Origin of the sequence: Streptomyces sp. NPDC051172, assembly GCF_040682555.1 — a bacterium.
Classification (GTDB): Bacteria; Actinomycetota; Actinomycetes; order Streptomycetales; family Streptomycetaceae; genus Streptomyces.
This window is the reverse complement of sequence record NZ_JBFBBE010000113.1, coordinates 1-14,864: the sequence shown is the minus strand read 5'-3', so window position 1 is coordinate 14,864 and position 14,864 is coordinate 1. Positions and strand designations below refer to the sequence as shown.

The following is a 14,864-nucleotide window of genomic DNA, read 5'->3' as shown; positions in this document are numbered from 1 at the left end:
GCCGTTACGCCCCGGCCGCCTCGATGAAGTCGCGAACGGCGGTGCGCGGGTCGCCCGAGCGGACCAGTGCCTCTCCGACCAGGACCACGTCGGCTCCCCAACCGCGGTACTCCGCAACGTCCTTCGGACCCGTCACGCCGGATTCCGCAACCCTGACCGTGCCTTCGGGAATGGCCGTCACGAGATCTGCGAACACACTGCGGTCGACATCCAGCGTCGTCAGGTCCCGCGCATTGATGCCGAGGAGCTCGGCTCCTGCGGCGGCGGCACGCCTCACCTCGTCGGCCGTGTGCGCCTCCACGAGCGGCGTGAGGCCCAACTCCTTGCACAGCCCCATCAGGTCGGCGAGTTGGCCGTCGTCGAGTGATACGACCATCAGGAGTGCGAGGTCGGCGCCGTGTGCGCGGGCTTCCCACAGCTGGTAGGGGTCGACGATGAAGTCCTTGCGCAGGACGGGCACGTCGACCCGGGAGCGTACGGCGTCCAGATCGGCGAGGGAGCCGCCGAAACGCCTGCGCTCGGTGAGCACGCTGATCGCAGCGGCACCGCCGGCCGCGTACTGGGCCGCGAGGGAGGCAGGGTCGGGGATGTCTGCCAGCGCACCCTTGCTGGGGCTCTTTCGCTTCACCTCCGCGATGATGGACACCCCCGGCGCCCGGAAAGCGGGCAGCGGGTCGAGCGCGGGTTCCGCGTCTGCCACCCGGGAGCGCAGCTCCGCCAGCGGCGTCGCACGCTTGCGCTCTTCCAAGTCTTCGCGAACTCCCGCGAGGATGCCGTCAAGAACGCTCATGGTTCTCTCCCAGTGTCGATTCGTCTTCCGCTGTGGACGTGCCCGGGCCGGCTTGAGGCCGGGCGCCAGCCACATCCAAGTCGTGCTCGGAGAACGGTCTCATTCTGATCGATCATGATGTGCGAACGGGCCGACCTCGGGGCGCGGAGGTTGAACTTCTCGCGGATGATCCATGAAGTGCCGTGATCCCGGAACTGGCGGCTTGCTGTATTCAGTCGATACCGCCGTCACGATCCACGACCCGACGCGGTCATCGGCGTCTACTCGGACTCCGGCCACAACATCCTCGCTGCCGCCCGGCAGCACGGTCTGCGGGTGCCGCGAGACCTGCTGGTCGCGTGCGTCAGCGAGGATCCCGACTACGCGACGACCAACCCCGCCCCTCACCACCGTGAGCCTCTGCCCGGACCAAGTGGGCGCCGAAGCAGTCGATTTGCTGATCGCTGTCATCAACGCCCGAAGCGGCGTGGACCGGCGCAGACGCGTCCAACCGATACTGAACCCTCGCCGCTCCACACGGCATCCGGTGCAGTAATACATAGGATGTCAACAGAGGAAATTAGCCAGCAGGCAGCTCATCCATGCCAGATATCCCAGATTTCTGAGTATTCATGGGATGTCCCAGCCGGGATCGTGATAGCCATACGGGTGCACTTTTCACTCGCAGAAGGGACGCTGCATGAAAAGATCCTGGTTACTCCCGCTGATCACGCTTGTCGCTGTCGCACTCGGGTTGACGGCGGCAGGCGTGGCCCCCGCCTCCGCCGCCTCCAACACGCCCCTGCGGCTCATGCCGTTGGGCGACTCGATCACCTGGGGCGTTGGCAGCAGTACGGGCAACGGCTACCGCGGGCCGTTGTGGAACGAGCTCGCGGCTGACGGCCATCCACTCGACTTCGTGGGCACGGGGCGGAACGGTTCGATGTCCGACCCCGACAACGAAGGCCACTCCGGATACCGCATCGACCAGATCGCCGCACTCGCCGATGCCTCGCTGACCCGCTACCGGCCCAACGTCGTGACGCTGGAGATCGGCACCAACGACCTCAACCAGAGCTACCAGGTCTCCACGGCCACCGACAGGCTGAAGTCGCTGGTCAACCAGATCACCGCCGCCGCCCCCGACGCGACCGTCCTCGTGGCTTCCCTGGTCGTGTCCACCAGCGGCTCGGAGGAGCAGTACCGGGCCGCGTACAACCGGGCCGTCCCCCAAATCGTGAGCGACGCCCAGGCGGCGGGCAAGAAGGTCGCCTACGTGGACATGAGCAGCCTGACCACCGCCGACCTGGCCGACACCCTGCACCCCAACGACTCGGGCTACCAGAAGATGGCCGACGCCTTCCACCGCGGTATCCAGTCCGCGGACGGCGCCGGGTGGCTGAGGACCCCCGCACCCGCCCCGGCGCGCGTGCAGTCCGGCATCGCCGGCAAATGCATGGACGTCAACGGCGCCAACACCGCTGACGGGACCGCCGTCCAGATCTGGAGCTGTGGCGACAGCGCCAACCAGCTCTGGTCCGCCTACACCGACGGCACCCTGCGCTCCATGGGCAAGTGCCTCGACGCCGCCGGCGGGGCCACCGCCAACGGCACCAAGGTGCAGCTCTGGGCCTGCCACGGCGGCGCCAACCAGGTCTGGCAGCCCTACAACGGCGGCTACCGCAACCCCGCCTCCGGCCGCTACCTCGACGTTCCGGGCTTCTCCACCACCGACGGCACACAGCTCCAACTGTGGGACTGCAACGGCGGCTCCAACCAGAAGTGGACCACTCTGACCGCCGGATGACCCCCGCTCCCGGGATCTGGGCCCTGTCCGGACTCAGATCCCGGAAACACCTCGGTGGCGAGCACCGCCCGGCGTGTGGACCGGTCATGCCGTCAGACGCCAGAGGGACGTGGTTTCGGCGCTTCGTGCCGTGTGGAGTGGGTCGGTGGTGTCCATGGAGCGTGGGTGCCGGGGCTTGGTGTCGATCTTGTCCACGACGCGGAGCTGTGCTGCCCGGATGGCGTCGAGCAGTTGCTGACGTGTGCGGAGGCCGAGGTGCTCTGCCAGATCGGACAGGACGAGCCAGCCCTCCCCGCCTGGGCGGAGATGGGCGGACAGTCCGTCGAGGAAGCCGTGGAGCATGGTGCTGTCCGGGTCGTAGACGCCTTGCTCGACGGGGCCGGCCGGACGGGCGGGGAGCCAGGGCGGGTTGCACACGACGAGGTCGGCGCGGCCTTCCGGGAACAGGCCGGGGCCCGACACCTCGATACGGTCGGTCAGCGCGAGCCGGTGGGCGTTCTCCCTGGCGCAGGCCAGGGCGCGTGGGCTGATGTCGGTGGCCACGACGCGTTCGATACCGCGATGCGCCAGCACCGCAGCGAGGACGCCGGTTCCTGTGCCGAGGTCGAATGCCGTACTGGTGGCGAGGTTGCGCCGGGTTGCCGGTGGCAGTGATGTGCGGGCGACCAGGTCGACGTACTCACCTCTGACGGGTGCGAACACGCCGTAGTGGGGCTGGATTCGGGTGTCGAGCGCCGGCACGTCGATCCCTTTCAGGCGCCACTGATGGGCGCCGATCACTCCCAGCAGTCCGCGCAGAGAGACCGCCATGGGTCCTCTTGAAGGGCTGTAGGCTTCCCTGCACGCCTGGCGGACGTCAGGGGCTCGGCGCAGCGTCAAGGTGTAGTCGTCGTCCAACAACACCAGGAGCTTTCCGAGGACACGGGCGCGGTGACGGCTGCTGCGTCGGTGCAGGTGGAAGTTCTCGCTCGGGGACGGGCTGGACCTGGACGGCTTGCGGTCGATGCGGCGGCCCATCACCTGAAGGAGTTGCCGGGCGTTGTGGAAGTCGCCCTGCCAGAGCAGGGCCGTTCCTTCGCACGCCTGCCGATGGGCGTCGTCGGCCTTCATCCGGTCCTCGGCGACGACGGTTCGTCGAGGGAGAGGGCGGCGTTCTCTGAATGCCAGAGGGCGGACTGGTGGGTGTGGTTTTCGATCCAGTGAATGGTGGACACCACGTACTCCTCGTGGTCGAACATGCAGGGGGACGAGGAGCACTTCGACGAGGAGCAGACTGAACCCACGCCTGTCCGTCGGACAGCGTGTGCGTTGAGGCAGGTGGCCGTTACCGCTCTCGCGTCGAAGCGCGAGAGCAGACGTCCCAGACCATGCCGAGCATCGGGTGCGCCCTTTCGGAGGAGTAGCAGCAGGCTCGCACAGGTGCCGCCCGGCTGCAAAAAGCACCGGTCAGGTGTTCCCGACTGAGTGCCGTAGCGGGTCGCTACGGCACTCAGCGGTACATACGTATGGTCGGGGACCGCGGTGGCGGGTCAGCGCTGCAGGGTGAGCACTCCCGGCCGGTACGGCAGCTGCTCGTAGGGGGTGCCCGACGGTGTGTCGGGGGACAGGCCCTGGTAGAGGAGCTGCAGGTTGCAGGGATCGATGGTCATGGTCTGGTCGGGGTTGTTGCGGACCAGGTCGCCGTGGCTGATGTCGTTGGTCCAGGTGGCACCGCTGTTGGCCTTGCCCGCGAAGGGGTTGGACTCGGTGGCGGCCTGCGGCGTCCACGTACCGTTCAGGCTGGAGGCCGTGAACGAACGGAAGTAGCGCTGTTCGGTCGCACCCCGCGCCTCGACGATCATGAGGTACTGGTTCTGGCCCTGGACCTTGTAGACCTGCGGCGCCTCGAAGAGGTTCTTCACCGAGTCGCTCATGACCGTCGTGTACGACGAGCCGAAGCTGCCCGGGAAGTTCCCGATCGGCATGCTCGCCCGGTAGATGCTGCCGTTGTCACCGGCGAAGAACAGGTACATGTTCTGGCCGTCGGCGATCAGGGTCGGGTCGATCGGACCCCCGGTGGGGAGACTGCCGGTGAACAGCGGCTGCGGCGCGGACCAGCCGTTGGCGTTGGTGGGGTCGCTGGACGTGCGGTAGGTGAAGGGCCAGGCAGTGCCCCACCCCAGTGAGGCCAGCACCCAGATGTTCTTGGGCGCGAAGTAGAACAGGGTGGGCGCCACCGCTCCCTGGCTCATGCCGGTCTGGGTGGCCGAGGCCATGTCGGACCAGTTCGTGAAGGGACTGAACGCCATCGAGCCCCATCCCGATCCCGAAGAATTCGTCGCGTAGACCAGGTGCTTGCCGTTGTACGTCACGTTGGTGAAGTCCTTCAGCGAGTACCACCCGTTCGACGGCTGCGCCAACGGGCCGGTCGAGCTCCACCGGTATGTCGACGGAAGAGAACACGAGTTGGGCGTCCCGGACAGGCCGGTCCACTTCTGGTTGTCGGCGCCGGTGCAATTCCAGAGCTGCACCGCCGTACCGTTGGCGGTACCGGCGCCCGACACGTCCAGACACAACCCGGACTCCACGGCGACGACCGTCCCGTCGGAGTTCACCCGCCACTGCTGGTTCGTGCCGCCGTTGCAGGACCAGATCTCCACTTTGGTCCCGGCCGTGGTGGCGTGGCCCGGAACGTCCAGGCACTTGTTGCCGTACACGGTCAGCTGACTGCTGTCCGTCAGCGTCCACTGCTGGTTGGACGCGCCCGTGCAGTCCCAGATCTGCAGGAGCGTGCCGTCGGCTTGACCGGCGTTCGGCACATCGAGACACCGGCCGGCACCGACGCCGCGCAAGGCACCGCTGGTGGCGGCCTGAGCCGGGCCGGCGACGAGCATCGCCGCCAACGAGACCAGGGCCGCAACCGCGGCGGCGAGCACCACAGACAGATGTCTGCGGCTGAGACGTCTTGTGCGCATGAGGACCTCGCATTCCTTGAGTAATGTTCGCAATGCCGAACGGTGGTCGAAGTATCGAGCGCGGCGAGGCTCGACCTCATCGGTCGTCTCCGCTGCAACATGGGATGAATTAACGGATACAAGGGTTGCCTGTGTCTAGCCTTGTGACACAAGTTCCTTTTCGCTTCACGACGGCGTCCCGAACTGCATCCTTGTGGCCCGCGGCAAACATTGGATGTCTGAAGAGGAGCTCACCGCTTCTCACGCCTGTCGGCGAGGACGGTGGGCGCCTTGATGACGGCGTAGCGGTCGGTGGCCAGGCTCCAGTCGAGGTTGCCGCGGATCCAGGTGCGCAGTCCGTCGATGCAGGTGCGTGTCGGCACATCGTCGTGGCGGCGAATGACCTGGTCGGCCTGGTGGAGGAAAGCGGCTGTCTCCTCCTTGTGGAGGTCGACGGCGGCTTCCAGTGCCGCTGGTAGAGGGCAATGCCGTTCCTGAGCGATGCAGTTGATCAGGTTCAGGGCGCCGGGCCGGGCCAGTTCGCGAGGGCCGGAGAGGATGTCGTTGATATAGCCCACGATGCGCGCCGCGGTGCGCGAGACGAACTGGATCTCAGGAGTGGCCCAGACCGCGGCGGGAAGGGGACAGGTCGTGGCGATCTCGTTGAGGACGAAGCAGCCGGCGCGCATGAAGACGGTGGATTCCCGCAACTGCTGGTAATCGGACAGGGCGGGGACGGTGCGGCGGGACCAGTAGTGCCCGAGGAAGCCCTGGAGCGCGAGGAGAAGCGAACACACGGCTTGTCCGCTGGTCGTGAGCAGGTAGAACTTCCGGCGGTCCACTCGGTCGACGAGCGAGGCTGCGAACAGTCCGAGCGCGACGAGCGGAATTGCCTGAGCCAGCCCGACGGCGCCCGTCCACGCAGGGCTCCTCGTCATCTGCCAGACCTGGAACATGACGGCGACCAACGTCATCTGGCCGCCGAAACCGGACAGGGTCTGGCCGAGCCACAACCGCCGGAACGGTGGTGACGACCGTAACGGAGTCACGTCGATCAGCGTGCGTTTCAGCCCCATGCGGGATCGTCGGCCAGTTTCTCGGCGATCCGGTCGTGGAAGCTCTTGCGCTGCAGAGCCCGCTCGACATCGGTGACCACCCGGGAGAGCGGGTAGGGAACCTCGGCTTCCAGGTCGGCGACGGCAGCCTCGGTGGCCCGCCATTCCGCTGCCAGGCGGTCCACAACGCGGCGGGCTTTGTCGGTGAGCGTCACCTGCCTGGTGCGTGCGTCGTCGCCCACGACGGTCTGGACCCAGCCGGCCGTGCGCATCGCTGCGACCTTCTGGCTGAGTGCCGAGTGTGTGCGCTGAACCGACTCGGCCAGTTCCGCGATGGTCATGGGTCCGCAAGCGTGAAGCCGGAGCAACTCCATGACGAAGCTCGGCTTGAGCCCCTCGATCTGCTGCTCGGAGTAGATCCGGGCGATGTCGGCGTCCATGGACGCCTGGAGCAGCCGTAGGGGCCGCCAGAGGCTTTGCTGCGTCGGGTCGAGCGCGTGGGTGTCGGCCATGCGCAGCACTGTAACAGTATTTATATAAGCGCTGTTATGTCACTGTCGAAAGGCTCGTCGATGTCTCCTCTCTCCCGCTGGTGCCACAGGCGGCAAGAGCGGCCGGGCGTGTGACAGCTGAAGGACGGCAAGGTGCCCCAGCCCCGCCCGAGCGGACGATGACGGAGGCACTGGACCACATCGCCGGCGCAGCGAGTGGGCTTTCGCTGGTGGAACAGTGGCCCGCGGGGCGGCTGCCGCCCGGGCGTTCAGTGCGGTGCGGACAGCCATTGGTTGAGCCATCCGAATGCCGCGGGGTACTCCGCCGACCAGGTGTTGTAGTTGTGCCCGCCACTGGGCAGCACCAGAGTGCGGACCTCCACCGGGGTGGCACTGGCGGTCGCCTGGAAGGTCTCGATGTACGACAGCGGACTGCTCCGGTCCTGCCGGGAGGTCGCCAGAAAGAGCCTGACGGGGGCCTTTGTGTGCCGCACGAGGTACGTCGGGCTGTTGCGCCTGCGCACGGCCGGATCCGGCAGGACGGACTCGTCGCCGGTCAGCGGATCGGGGTCGAGGGCGGCGCCGGCCCCGAAGACCTTCGGGAACTGCAGGGGCAGTTTCGCGGCGCAGAACCCGCCGGTCGAGAAACCCATCAGGCCCCAGCCCTGCGGACCTGGCAGCGTGCGGAATTTGTGGCTGACGAGGTCCGGGACGTCGGCCGCCATCCAGGTCGCCACCTTGCGGTTGGGCAGGTCGCTGCAGTCAGTGTCCACGCTGCCCGGGTTGACCACCGGCATCACAAGGATGAAGGGGTGCACCTTGTTCTGCTTGAGCAGATCCTCGAAGGCGCCCGGCATACCGCCGTGCTCCAGCCAGGACTGGGGCGATCCCGGGACACCGTGCAGCAGCATGATGACCGGGAACCGCTTCCTTGCGTAGGCGGGCTCGTTGTACTGCGGCGGCGTCCACACGAGCACCTCACCGGACAGCGCGGATCTCCGGCCGTGGAAATACGTGTCCAGTACGCCGCCCTTGGTGCTCTTGCTGAACTTCGCCCGGTGGACCGGAGGCCCTGGCATCGCGACCGCGTTGGTGTTCGGATTGCCGAGGAGGTCGTCCCAGGACGCATACAGGCCGTAGCTGTTGTTGATCCAGGTGGCCACGACGCTGATGGCAGTGAGCTGACACAGGCCGATCATGACGGCGTGCACAAGCCAGCGCACCGCTCTGGGCCCGCGCACCTTCGGCCACAACGTAATTGCGCCGACCATCATCACGACCGTCGCGACGATGAGGACAGCGAAGAATGATGTGCTGGTCAGGGACACACAACCACCTCCCGTTACCACCTTGCCCACAACCTACTGAGCAAGAGGGATCTTCACGATCAACGGTTCCTTCCCATCACGCGGCGATCAAACGGAGGCTTGGAGCCGGAAGTGGAAGTCGGTGGTGCCAGCGGGCGCGGATGACCGCGGCCACGGTCGGTACGGCGGCCGTGAGTAGCTCCTCGAACGCGTCGCGGGAATACCAATGCAATGCCCCAGGCGAGAGCTGTGCCCGCGGCGAGGGCCACCAGCAGGGGCCAGCAGAGTCCCGCTCTCCAGCAGCCCCCAGGTACACGCACCGTCCGGCCCCGCGAGCGTGCCGCGCCCGACCGTGAGGGTCGGCGATCCGCCGGCAACGAGCGCGGCGTACCTGCATGCACCGGCGAACACCTCCCAGCCGCACCAGGCAGATACGGCGACTCCCGGCGGGCTCGGCGGGAAACCGGTCGTCCGGCCGAGACAGCCGGTCGCCGCCCACCCCGATGGTGGACGGCATGTACGCGCTGAACACCGCTTCCCTCGGGGAGACCGTCCGATGAACACGTGCTCCGCAGTCCAGACCGGGACCGGTCCGATCGAGACGATGCCGGCGCATGCCCGAGACGGACTGCCGCGCCCCCGGCGAGGGTCAGGATCCGCTCCCCTGACGTGCGCAGGTTCCGTCCTTGACGACGTAGGTCAGGCGGGTCACGTCACGAGCCGGGAATTCCTGGCTGATCGGGCGGCCATCTCAGCTCAGTTGCTCGGCCAGTCCGACGATGATGCCCTCCGGACCGCGAACGTAGCAGAGCAGATAGCTGTCCTCGAACCGGGCGATCTCGCCGACGAGTTCGGCGCCATGAGTGCGCAGGCAGGCAACGGTGTCCTCGATGTCGTCGACGGCGAACATGACTCGGTGCGTGCCCAGGACGTTGTGCGGTCGATTGCGCGGCCCGGCGCTGATCACTGCGGGGCTGTGGTACTTCGCCAGTTCGAGCCGGCTGTGACCGTCCGGGGTCCGGAGCATCGCGATGTCGCAGCGGACGCCGTCGAGTCCGGTGCACTGGTCGGCGACGGGACCCTTGATCTCCGCCCTGCCCTCCAGTTCCATACCGAGTTCCACGAAGAACGCGACGGCGGCATCCATGTCCTCGACCACGATGCCGACGTTGTCCATCCGCTGAATCGCCATGCCGGTTTCTCCTTCTTCCTCGGGCGGCCGGCGGTGGCCGCTGATATCCCTGGGACGAGGCCGGTGACACGTTCTCGACATCCACAGGCCGCCGATTCCGAAAAATCTGCATCGCGCCTCGACACCGCGCCGGCGGCCCCGCGAGCCAGGTGCCGCCACCGAGAGTGAGTGTGACGCAGGTGGCCGCTCCCACGAAGACGATCAGCCGCAGCACGCCGTCCCGCAGAACAACGTAGGGAGCCGAGGAGCCGGTGAAGAATCACCGCCTCAACCACGCCTGCTGCGTCCGGGCCTTCTCAGCGAGCAGTGCCTCACCCGGCACCAAGGCCCCCTGTCTGCGGCACCACGGGAAGGCACATGCTGCCTCGCTACGAGCCCTCAGGCGCCCGCCCCTCTCCGCTCCGCCCGCGGGCCGCGCAGTTCCATGCCCACCGCCCACGCCACCGACACCATCGGCACCGCCACGACCGCGCCGACCACCCCGGCCAGGACGGCGCCGGCAATCACCGAGACGGCCACCACCACCGGATGCAGCCGCACCGCCCAGCTCATCACCAGCGGATGCAGCACATGGCCCTCGATCTGGCCCACGACGACGATGAGCGCCAGCACCACGATCGCGATGACCGGGCCACGCGACGCCAGGGCCACCACCGTGGCCACCCCCAACGCAATCGGTGACCCCACCAGCGGGACGAACGCTGCAAAGAACTCCAGCAACGTCAGCGGCAGCGCCAACGGCACCCGCAGCACGAACAGGGCGATACCGACCAGCAGCGCATTGGTGGCCGCCACAATCACGATGCCCCGCGTGTACCCGGCAAAGGTCCGCCACGCCGCACCACCCGCACGGCCGAAAGCATCCCGCGCCCGCCACGGCAGTCCTCCCTGAAACCAGGACCACATCCGGTCACCGGAATGAATGAAGAACACCGAACAAAAGAGCGCAAGCGCCCCAACCGTCAGCACCTCAACGAGCCGCCCGGCTCCGCTCACCGCACCGCTCAGCAGAGCCGAGTGATGCGCGGACGCAAAAGAACCCACCTTGCCCTGAAGATCCGACATCACCGCGGGACTCACATGGAAGGGAGCCCCCCGCAGCCACCGCTCGATGCGCCCCACTCCCCCGCCGAACTCCCGCCCCAGTCGGCCCCACTCGCTCGCCACCAGTTCACCCACCAGCGTCAGCAGCCCAAGGACCACCATCAGGCTGCCCACGACACCCACCACCACCGCCGGCACCCTCGGCAGCCACCGCGCGAGCAGATCCACGAGCGGACGCAGGACTGACGTCACGACCAGAGCGAGAAACAGCGCCACAGCAACGAGCTGCAAACGCCCCAACATCACAAACCCCGCATACGCGACCACTCCCACCACCAACAGCCGCCACCCATACGCAGCCCCCACCCTCAGCCCCTGGGCCACCACCACACCCTCGCCCGCACCCCGGCCTGCCATCCGCGCCCTGCGGGCACGCGCCACCGACCCCACCCCCCGCGCCGGCCGACTCCCGAGCACCACAAACCGCAACCGCCCCCGGCCGCGCCGGTCGCCACCCCCGCCACCCGGATACCGACGCAACCAGCGCACGGCACCACCCACCCGCACATCACCACCTCACCTCGCCAAGATCACGCACCCATGTGTCCCCCCGGCGGCCATCTTCTAAATCGCCGGTGCTCTCACGGACCAGCCCGGACAGGACGATGTCCCGGCGGGTGAGCCGGCCGGGGAGCTTGTGCGGCCGCAGGTCCGCAGACGGCGCCGCATCGGAAGGTGTACGACGCGGTGAGGACGGCGTCACGTACTCGCCGCCCGAGCGGCACCCCAGCAGCATGGTCGGCAACCGTGCCTCGTGAGCATGTCGCCGTGATCAGACCGCACATGGCAAGGTCATGGCACCGCAGTCAGTCGTCATGGGACGCGCCCGGCCGCGGCCGGGCGCGTCCAGAGATCGCTCCCCGACCTCACCCGGCGCGCCGTCCGACACGCAGGGCGCTCAGACAGCGGCGTGGTGCCCGGTCCCCCATCCGTGTGCGGATGCGCTCGGCGACAGCATCCAGCAGGGGCTCACGGACCTCCCGGTCCAGCCTGCGGTACAGCGACTGCGAGCGAAGGAGGTCGGCGAAGCCGTCCCCGGTCAACCACTGAACCGTCGGATACCAGCGCACCATCGTCGGGCCGAACAGTCCTCCGGGATCCTCGACCAGGCCCCACCCCTCGTCGGTGGTGCGCACGTCGTCCTCCAGCGGCGGATGACCCCAGTCGGGGTTTCCCGGAGAGAACCGCTCGTGCAGATCAGCGCTCTCGGCATACACCTCCGGCTCTCCCGGCCGGCGGACCACGACGTGGCCCAGCAGCGCCATCCAGCCTCCGGGCGAGACGACCTCGTGCGCCCGCCGCCAGCCGACCGACGGATCGACCCAGTGCCATGACGACGCAGCGACCAGGGCATCGAAGCGTCGGCCACGGTCGTCCCACTCCTCGAACCGTGATGTCTCGACCTCGACATTGGCAAACGAGGTGACCCGGCGGCGAGCGAGTGCGGCCAGGTCCGCGCCCGGTTCGAGGGCGGTCACCGAGCATCCCAGCGCTGCCAGCGACCCCGTGGCCTGACCACTACCGCAGCCCACCTCCAGCACCGACGATCTCTCATCCACGCCGGTGATGGCGACCAGGTCCGCGAACAACTCGTCCGGGTACCCCGGCCGGACCCGGTCGTAGAGGTCCGCCACCTCGTTGAACACCCGGCCGAGGCTGTACGGATCCGGACGCGTCTTCGAGTCGTCAGTCACAAGCGCACAACCTACGAGGCCCGCCGTTGAGGACGCCACCGGTTTACCCACCGCCGCAGCGACACAGCCGCCGGTCGATCGGAAAGCACCGGTGCACAGCCTGTCGGGGGTGCGGCTGCTCGGAACGTTGACGCTGCCGAGTCGTTGAGCACTGAGCACGGTTCCCGGTCTGCTCCTGTCTCGCGGACGCCTGGCGTAGCCCGGCCGACCGGGCAGGACCCGTCGGTTCTACGCTGAAGCCGGTCCGTCCTGGCGGTGCCTCCGGTACCGCCGTGGCGGCCTTGGCACGCCCCAGCTCATACGATGCCGTCGGCCGAGGACATCGTCGGCGCCGACGCGACCGTGGAATGTGTGAGATCCGAACAGTGAAAGGACTGCCGTGGTGACGGCGAGAACCCGTGACATCGAGCAGGCAGCCGGTGTGCTGCGCGCCGGAGGGCTCGTGGCCTTCCCGACCGAGACCGTCTACGGTCTGGGCGCCAACGCCGAGGACTCCGCCGCCGTCGCGCGCATCTTCCAGGTCAAGGGTCGCCCGCCCTCCCACCCGCTGATCGTCCACATCGGCGACGCGCAGCACCTGGACGACTGGGTCCAGGACGTGCCCGCGACGGCCCGCCTGCTGGCCGAACACTTCTGGCCGGGGCCTCTCACGCTGGTCCTGCGGCGTGGTCCCAGGGTGCCCCTCGAAGCGACCGGTGGCCTGGAAACGGTGGCCGTGCGCGTGCCCGACCACCCGGTCGCACTCGCGCTGCTGTCAGCCTTCGGCGGCGGTGTCACGGCCCCGTCCGCCAACCGCTTCGGCCAGGTCAGCCCCACCGTGGCGCCCCACGTTCGTGCGGAGCTCGGGGATGCCGTCGACTTCGTGCTGGACGGCGGCCCCTGCGAGGTCGGAGTCGAGTCGACCATCGTGGACGCCACCGGCGAGATCCCGAGCATCCTGCGGCCCGGCGGGGTCACCCGCGAGGACCTCGAAGCGGTGCTGGGGCGCCCGCTGGCGGTTCACTCGACGAGCAGCGTCCGGGTACCGGGCCAGCATCCGTCCCACTACGCGCCGCGTGCCCGGGTCGTCCTCGTCGAGCCCGAGAAGGTCGTCGCCGAGGCGGAGATGGCGCAGGAGCTGGGGCACCGGGTCGGGGTCTTCCTTCCCTGCTCCATCGCCGACACCCCGGTGAAGGCACACGCCGTGGTGGCCCTCCCCGCCTCGATGGCCGCCTACGCGCGCGGCTTGTACGGGTTCCTGCGCGAACTCGACCAGCAAAGATGCGACCTCATCGTCGCATCCCTGCCGCTGGAGGAGGGGCTGGGACTGGCGATCGCCAACCGTCTCCGTCGCGCCGCGGGGCCCCGGACCACCGAGTGACCGGCACAGACGTCGACGCTCCTCGGGCATGGTCGGGCCCGCCCTGAGGGAACGGTCCTGACCTGGCTCGCCGGTGATCGTTTGCAGCCTGCTGGGATTCAGGATGCGGTGGGGACGGCCGCAGTATCCAATCCGCGGGCCGCGACGAGCTGCGCGCTGCCGTCAGCCAGGCGGTAACACAGGCCCACCACGGCGGCCTGGCCGGCGGCGACCTTCTCGGCCAGCACCCGGGAGCGGTCCAGCAGCAGGTCGACGGTGTGCCTTATGTGCTCCGCGAGGATCTCCTCCGGCTCCACCCGTCCGGCGGCCCGCGCCGCCAGGACGCTGGGGGTCACCCGCTCCACGACGTCACGGACGTATCCGGCCGGTGTCATGCCGTTCTCCAGCGCGGCGCACGCAGCGCCCACCGCGCCGCAGGAGTCGTGACCGAGCACCACCACCAGCGGGCAGCCCAGTACGTCCACGCCGTATTCGATGCTGCCCAGCACCTCCGCTCCCGCGACGTGACCCGCGGTGCGCACCACGAACAGGTCACCCAGGCCGCGGTCGAAGATGATCTCGGCGGCCAGCCGGGAGTCGGAACACCCGAACAGCACGGCGAAGGGCTGCTGGGACGGGGCGATCTCGGCTCTGCGGGTGGCGTCCTGGTTCGGGTGCTCGGGGGCACCGGCGACGAAGCGCTGGTTACCGGCCAGCAGCAGCTCGAAGGCTTCGCGGGGTGTCGGCGTCTTGATCTCGGTCATGACTGCAGCCTACGAGCCGGCACCACTGATCGCGCCACGCGGTCCCCGCCCAGGTTGACTGGGCGGGCCACGTGGTTCGCCGGGGTTGACCGATCCAGTGGTCGGCCACTGGCCTGTGGTGTGAGACGGGTGCGCCATCGGAGGTCCTCGGCGGTCGGTCCCATCGGCCGCCGTCGCGTGTCCATCCCACGGTCCTGGTACTCCAGTGCGCGGCGCACCCACACCTCGGTCCTGCGATTGCGCCACAGCCGACGCAGGCTTTTTCGACTGGATTGCGGCGCCCCAGTGACCGAGCTGACGGCAGCAACTTGCATCAAGGCCGGGAAGTTAAGGATCTTCTGGTCGGTGTCGAGCGTGTCGGGTCAGCAGGCGAGGGCGTAGGTGGCGGGGCCGGTCTTGTGGATCAGGC

Annotated in this window: 12 protein-coding genes and 2 pseudogenes; 4 read left to right on the top strand and 10 right to left on the bottom strand. The window is 68.3% G+C overall.

All coding sequences use genetic code 11. The features are described 5' to 3' along the window. Window positions 1-4: 4 nt before the first annotated feature. The gene (gene trpC, locus AB0N07_RS40670) at window positions 5-790 is read right to left on the bottom strand and encodes an indole-3-glycerol phosphate synthase TrpC (protein WP_365844161.1); all 786 of its coding nucleotides are present in this window, start codon (window positions 788-790) and stop codon (window positions 5-7) included. Window positions 791-1,042: 252 nt separating this feature from the next. Between trpC and AB0N07_RS40665 the strand changes: the two are divergent. From AB0N07_RS40665 to AB0N07_RS40655, 3 genes and pseudogenes are all read left to right on the top strand, one after another. Next, a pseudogene (locus AB0N07_RS40665) lies at window positions 1,043-1,108 on the top strand (hypothetical protein); the annotation flags it as partial. Window positions 1,109-1,181: 73 nt separating this feature from the next. Next, window positions 1,182-1,325: a hypothetical protein gene (locus tag AB0N07_RS40660; protein WP_365844159.1), complete on the top strand. Its 144-nt coding sequence runs from the start codon at window positions 1,182-1,184 to the stop codon at window positions 1,323-1,325. A 144-nt stretch (window positions 1,326-1,469) separates the two neighbouring features. After that, the gene (locus AB0N07_RS40655; RefSeq protein WP_365844157.1) at window positions 1,470-2,576 is read left to right on the top strand and encodes a ricin-type beta-trefoil lectin domain protein; all 1,107 of its coding nucleotides are present in this window, start codon (window positions 1,470-1,472) and stop codon (window positions 2,574-2,576) included. A gap of 84 nt (window positions 2,577-2,660) precedes the next feature. Here the strand turns inward: AB0N07_RS40655 and AB0N07_RS40650 are convergent. The 8 genes and pseudogenes from AB0N07_RS40650 to AB0N07_RS40615 all read right to left on the bottom strand — a co-directional run bounded on the left by AB0N07_RS40650 (window position 2,661) and on the right by AB0N07_RS40615 (window position 12,352). Beyond that, a pseudogene (locus tag AB0N07_RS40650) lies at window positions 2,661-3,790 on the bottom strand (class I SAM-dependent methyltransferase). 315 nt (window positions 3,791-4,105) lie between these two features. Further along, window positions 4,106-5,530, bottom strand: a complete 1,425-nt coding sequence (locus tag AB0N07_RS40645) for a non-reducing end alpha-L-arabinofuranosidase family hydrolase (protein WP_365844155.1) — start codon at window positions 5,528-5,530, stop codon at window positions 4,106-4,108. 230 nt (window positions 5,531-5,760) lie between these two features. Beyond that, a complete protein-coding gene (locus AB0N07_RS40640; RefSeq protein WP_365844153.1) occupies window positions 5,761-6,585 on the bottom strand; it encodes an MFS transporter in 825 nt (274 codons plus the stop codon). Beyond that, entirely contained in the window at window positions 6,576-7,076 is a 501-nt protein-coding gene (locus AB0N07_RS40635; protein WP_365844151.1) for a winged helix DNA-binding protein, read from the bottom strand. Before AB0N07_RS40635 ends, AB0N07_RS40640 begins: the two co-directional genes overlap by 10 nt. 248 nt (window positions 7,077-7,324) lie before the next feature. Then, window positions 7,325-8,383, bottom strand: coding sequence for an alpha/beta hydrolase-fold protein (locus tag AB0N07_RS40630; RefSeq protein ID WP_365844149.1), 1,059 nt, complete (start codon window positions 8,381-8,383; stop codon window positions 7,325-7,327). Window positions 8,384-9,113: 730 nt separating this feature from the next. After that, window positions 9,114-9,554: a VOC family protein gene (locus AB0N07_RS40625; protein WP_365844147.1), complete on the bottom strand. Its 441-nt coding sequence runs from the start codon at window positions 9,552-9,554 to the stop codon at window positions 9,114-9,116. A gap of 378 nt (window positions 9,555-9,932) precedes the next feature. Next, window positions 9,933-11,015, bottom strand: a complete 1,083-nt coding sequence (locus tag AB0N07_RS40620; protein WP_365844186.1) for an AI-2E family transporter — start codon at window positions 11,013-11,015, stop codon at window positions 9,933-9,935. A gap of 509 nt (window positions 11,016-11,524) precedes the next feature. Then, window positions 11,525-12,352, bottom strand: a complete 828-nt coding sequence (locus tag AB0N07_RS40615) for a class I SAM-dependent methyltransferase (RefSeq protein ID WP_365844145.1) — start codon at window positions 12,350-12,352, stop codon at window positions 11,525-11,527. Between the two features lie 382 nt (window positions 12,353-12,734). On the opposite strand from AB0N07_RS40615, the gene AB0N07_RS40610 reads away from it, so the two are divergent. Then, entirely contained in the window at window positions 12,735-13,712 is a 978-nt protein-coding gene (locus AB0N07_RS40610) for an L-threonylcarbamoyladenylate synthase (RefSeq protein ID WP_365844143.1), read from the top strand. Window positions 13,713-13,810: 98 nt separating this feature from the next. Here the strand turns inward: AB0N07_RS40610 and AB0N07_RS40605 are convergent, their stop codons facing one another. Beyond that, window positions 13,811-14,455 (bottom strand): carbonic anhydrase, encoded by a 645-nt coding sequence (locus tag AB0N07_RS40605; RefSeq protein ID WP_365844140.1) that lies wholly within the window; start codon window positions 14,453-14,455, stop codon window positions 13,811-13,813. Window positions 14,456-14,864 lie beyond the last annotated feature (409 nt).

Bases quoted from the DNA above. Each gene is read 5' to 3' on its own strand.
- AB0N07_RS40640 (WP_365844153.1), bottom strand. From the start codon at position 6,585: ATGGGGCTGAAACGCACGCTGATCGACGTGACTCCGTTACGGTCGTCA.
- AB0N07_RS40645 (WP_365844155.1), bottom strand. From the start codon at position 5,530: ATGCGCACAAGACGTCTCAGCCGCAGACATCTGTCTGTGGTGCTCGCC.
- AB0N07_RS40620 (WP_365844186.1), bottom strand. From the start codon at position 11,015: ATGGCAGGCCGGGGTGCGGGCGAGGGTGTGGTGGTGGCCCAGGGGCTG.
- AB0N07_RS40605 (WP_365844140.1), bottom strand. From the start codon at position 14,455: ATGACCGAGATCAAGACGCCGACACCCCGCGAAGCCTTCGAGCTGCTG.
- AB0N07_RS40635 (WP_365844151.1), bottom strand. From the start codon at position 7,076: ATGGCCGACACCCACGCGCTCGACCCGACGCAGCAAAGCCTCTGGCGG.
- trpC (WP_365844161.1), bottom strand. From the start codon at position 790: ATGAGCGTTCTTGACGGCATCCTCGCGGGAGTTCGCGAAGACTTGGAA.
- AB0N07_RS40655 (WP_365844157.1), top strand. From the start codon at position 1,470: ATGAAAAGATCCTGGTTACTCCCGCTGATCACGCTTGTCGCTGTCGCA.
- AB0N07_RS40625 (WP_365844147.1), bottom strand. From the start codon at position 9,554: ATGGCGATTCAGCGGATGGACAACGTCGGCATCGTGGTCGAGGACATG.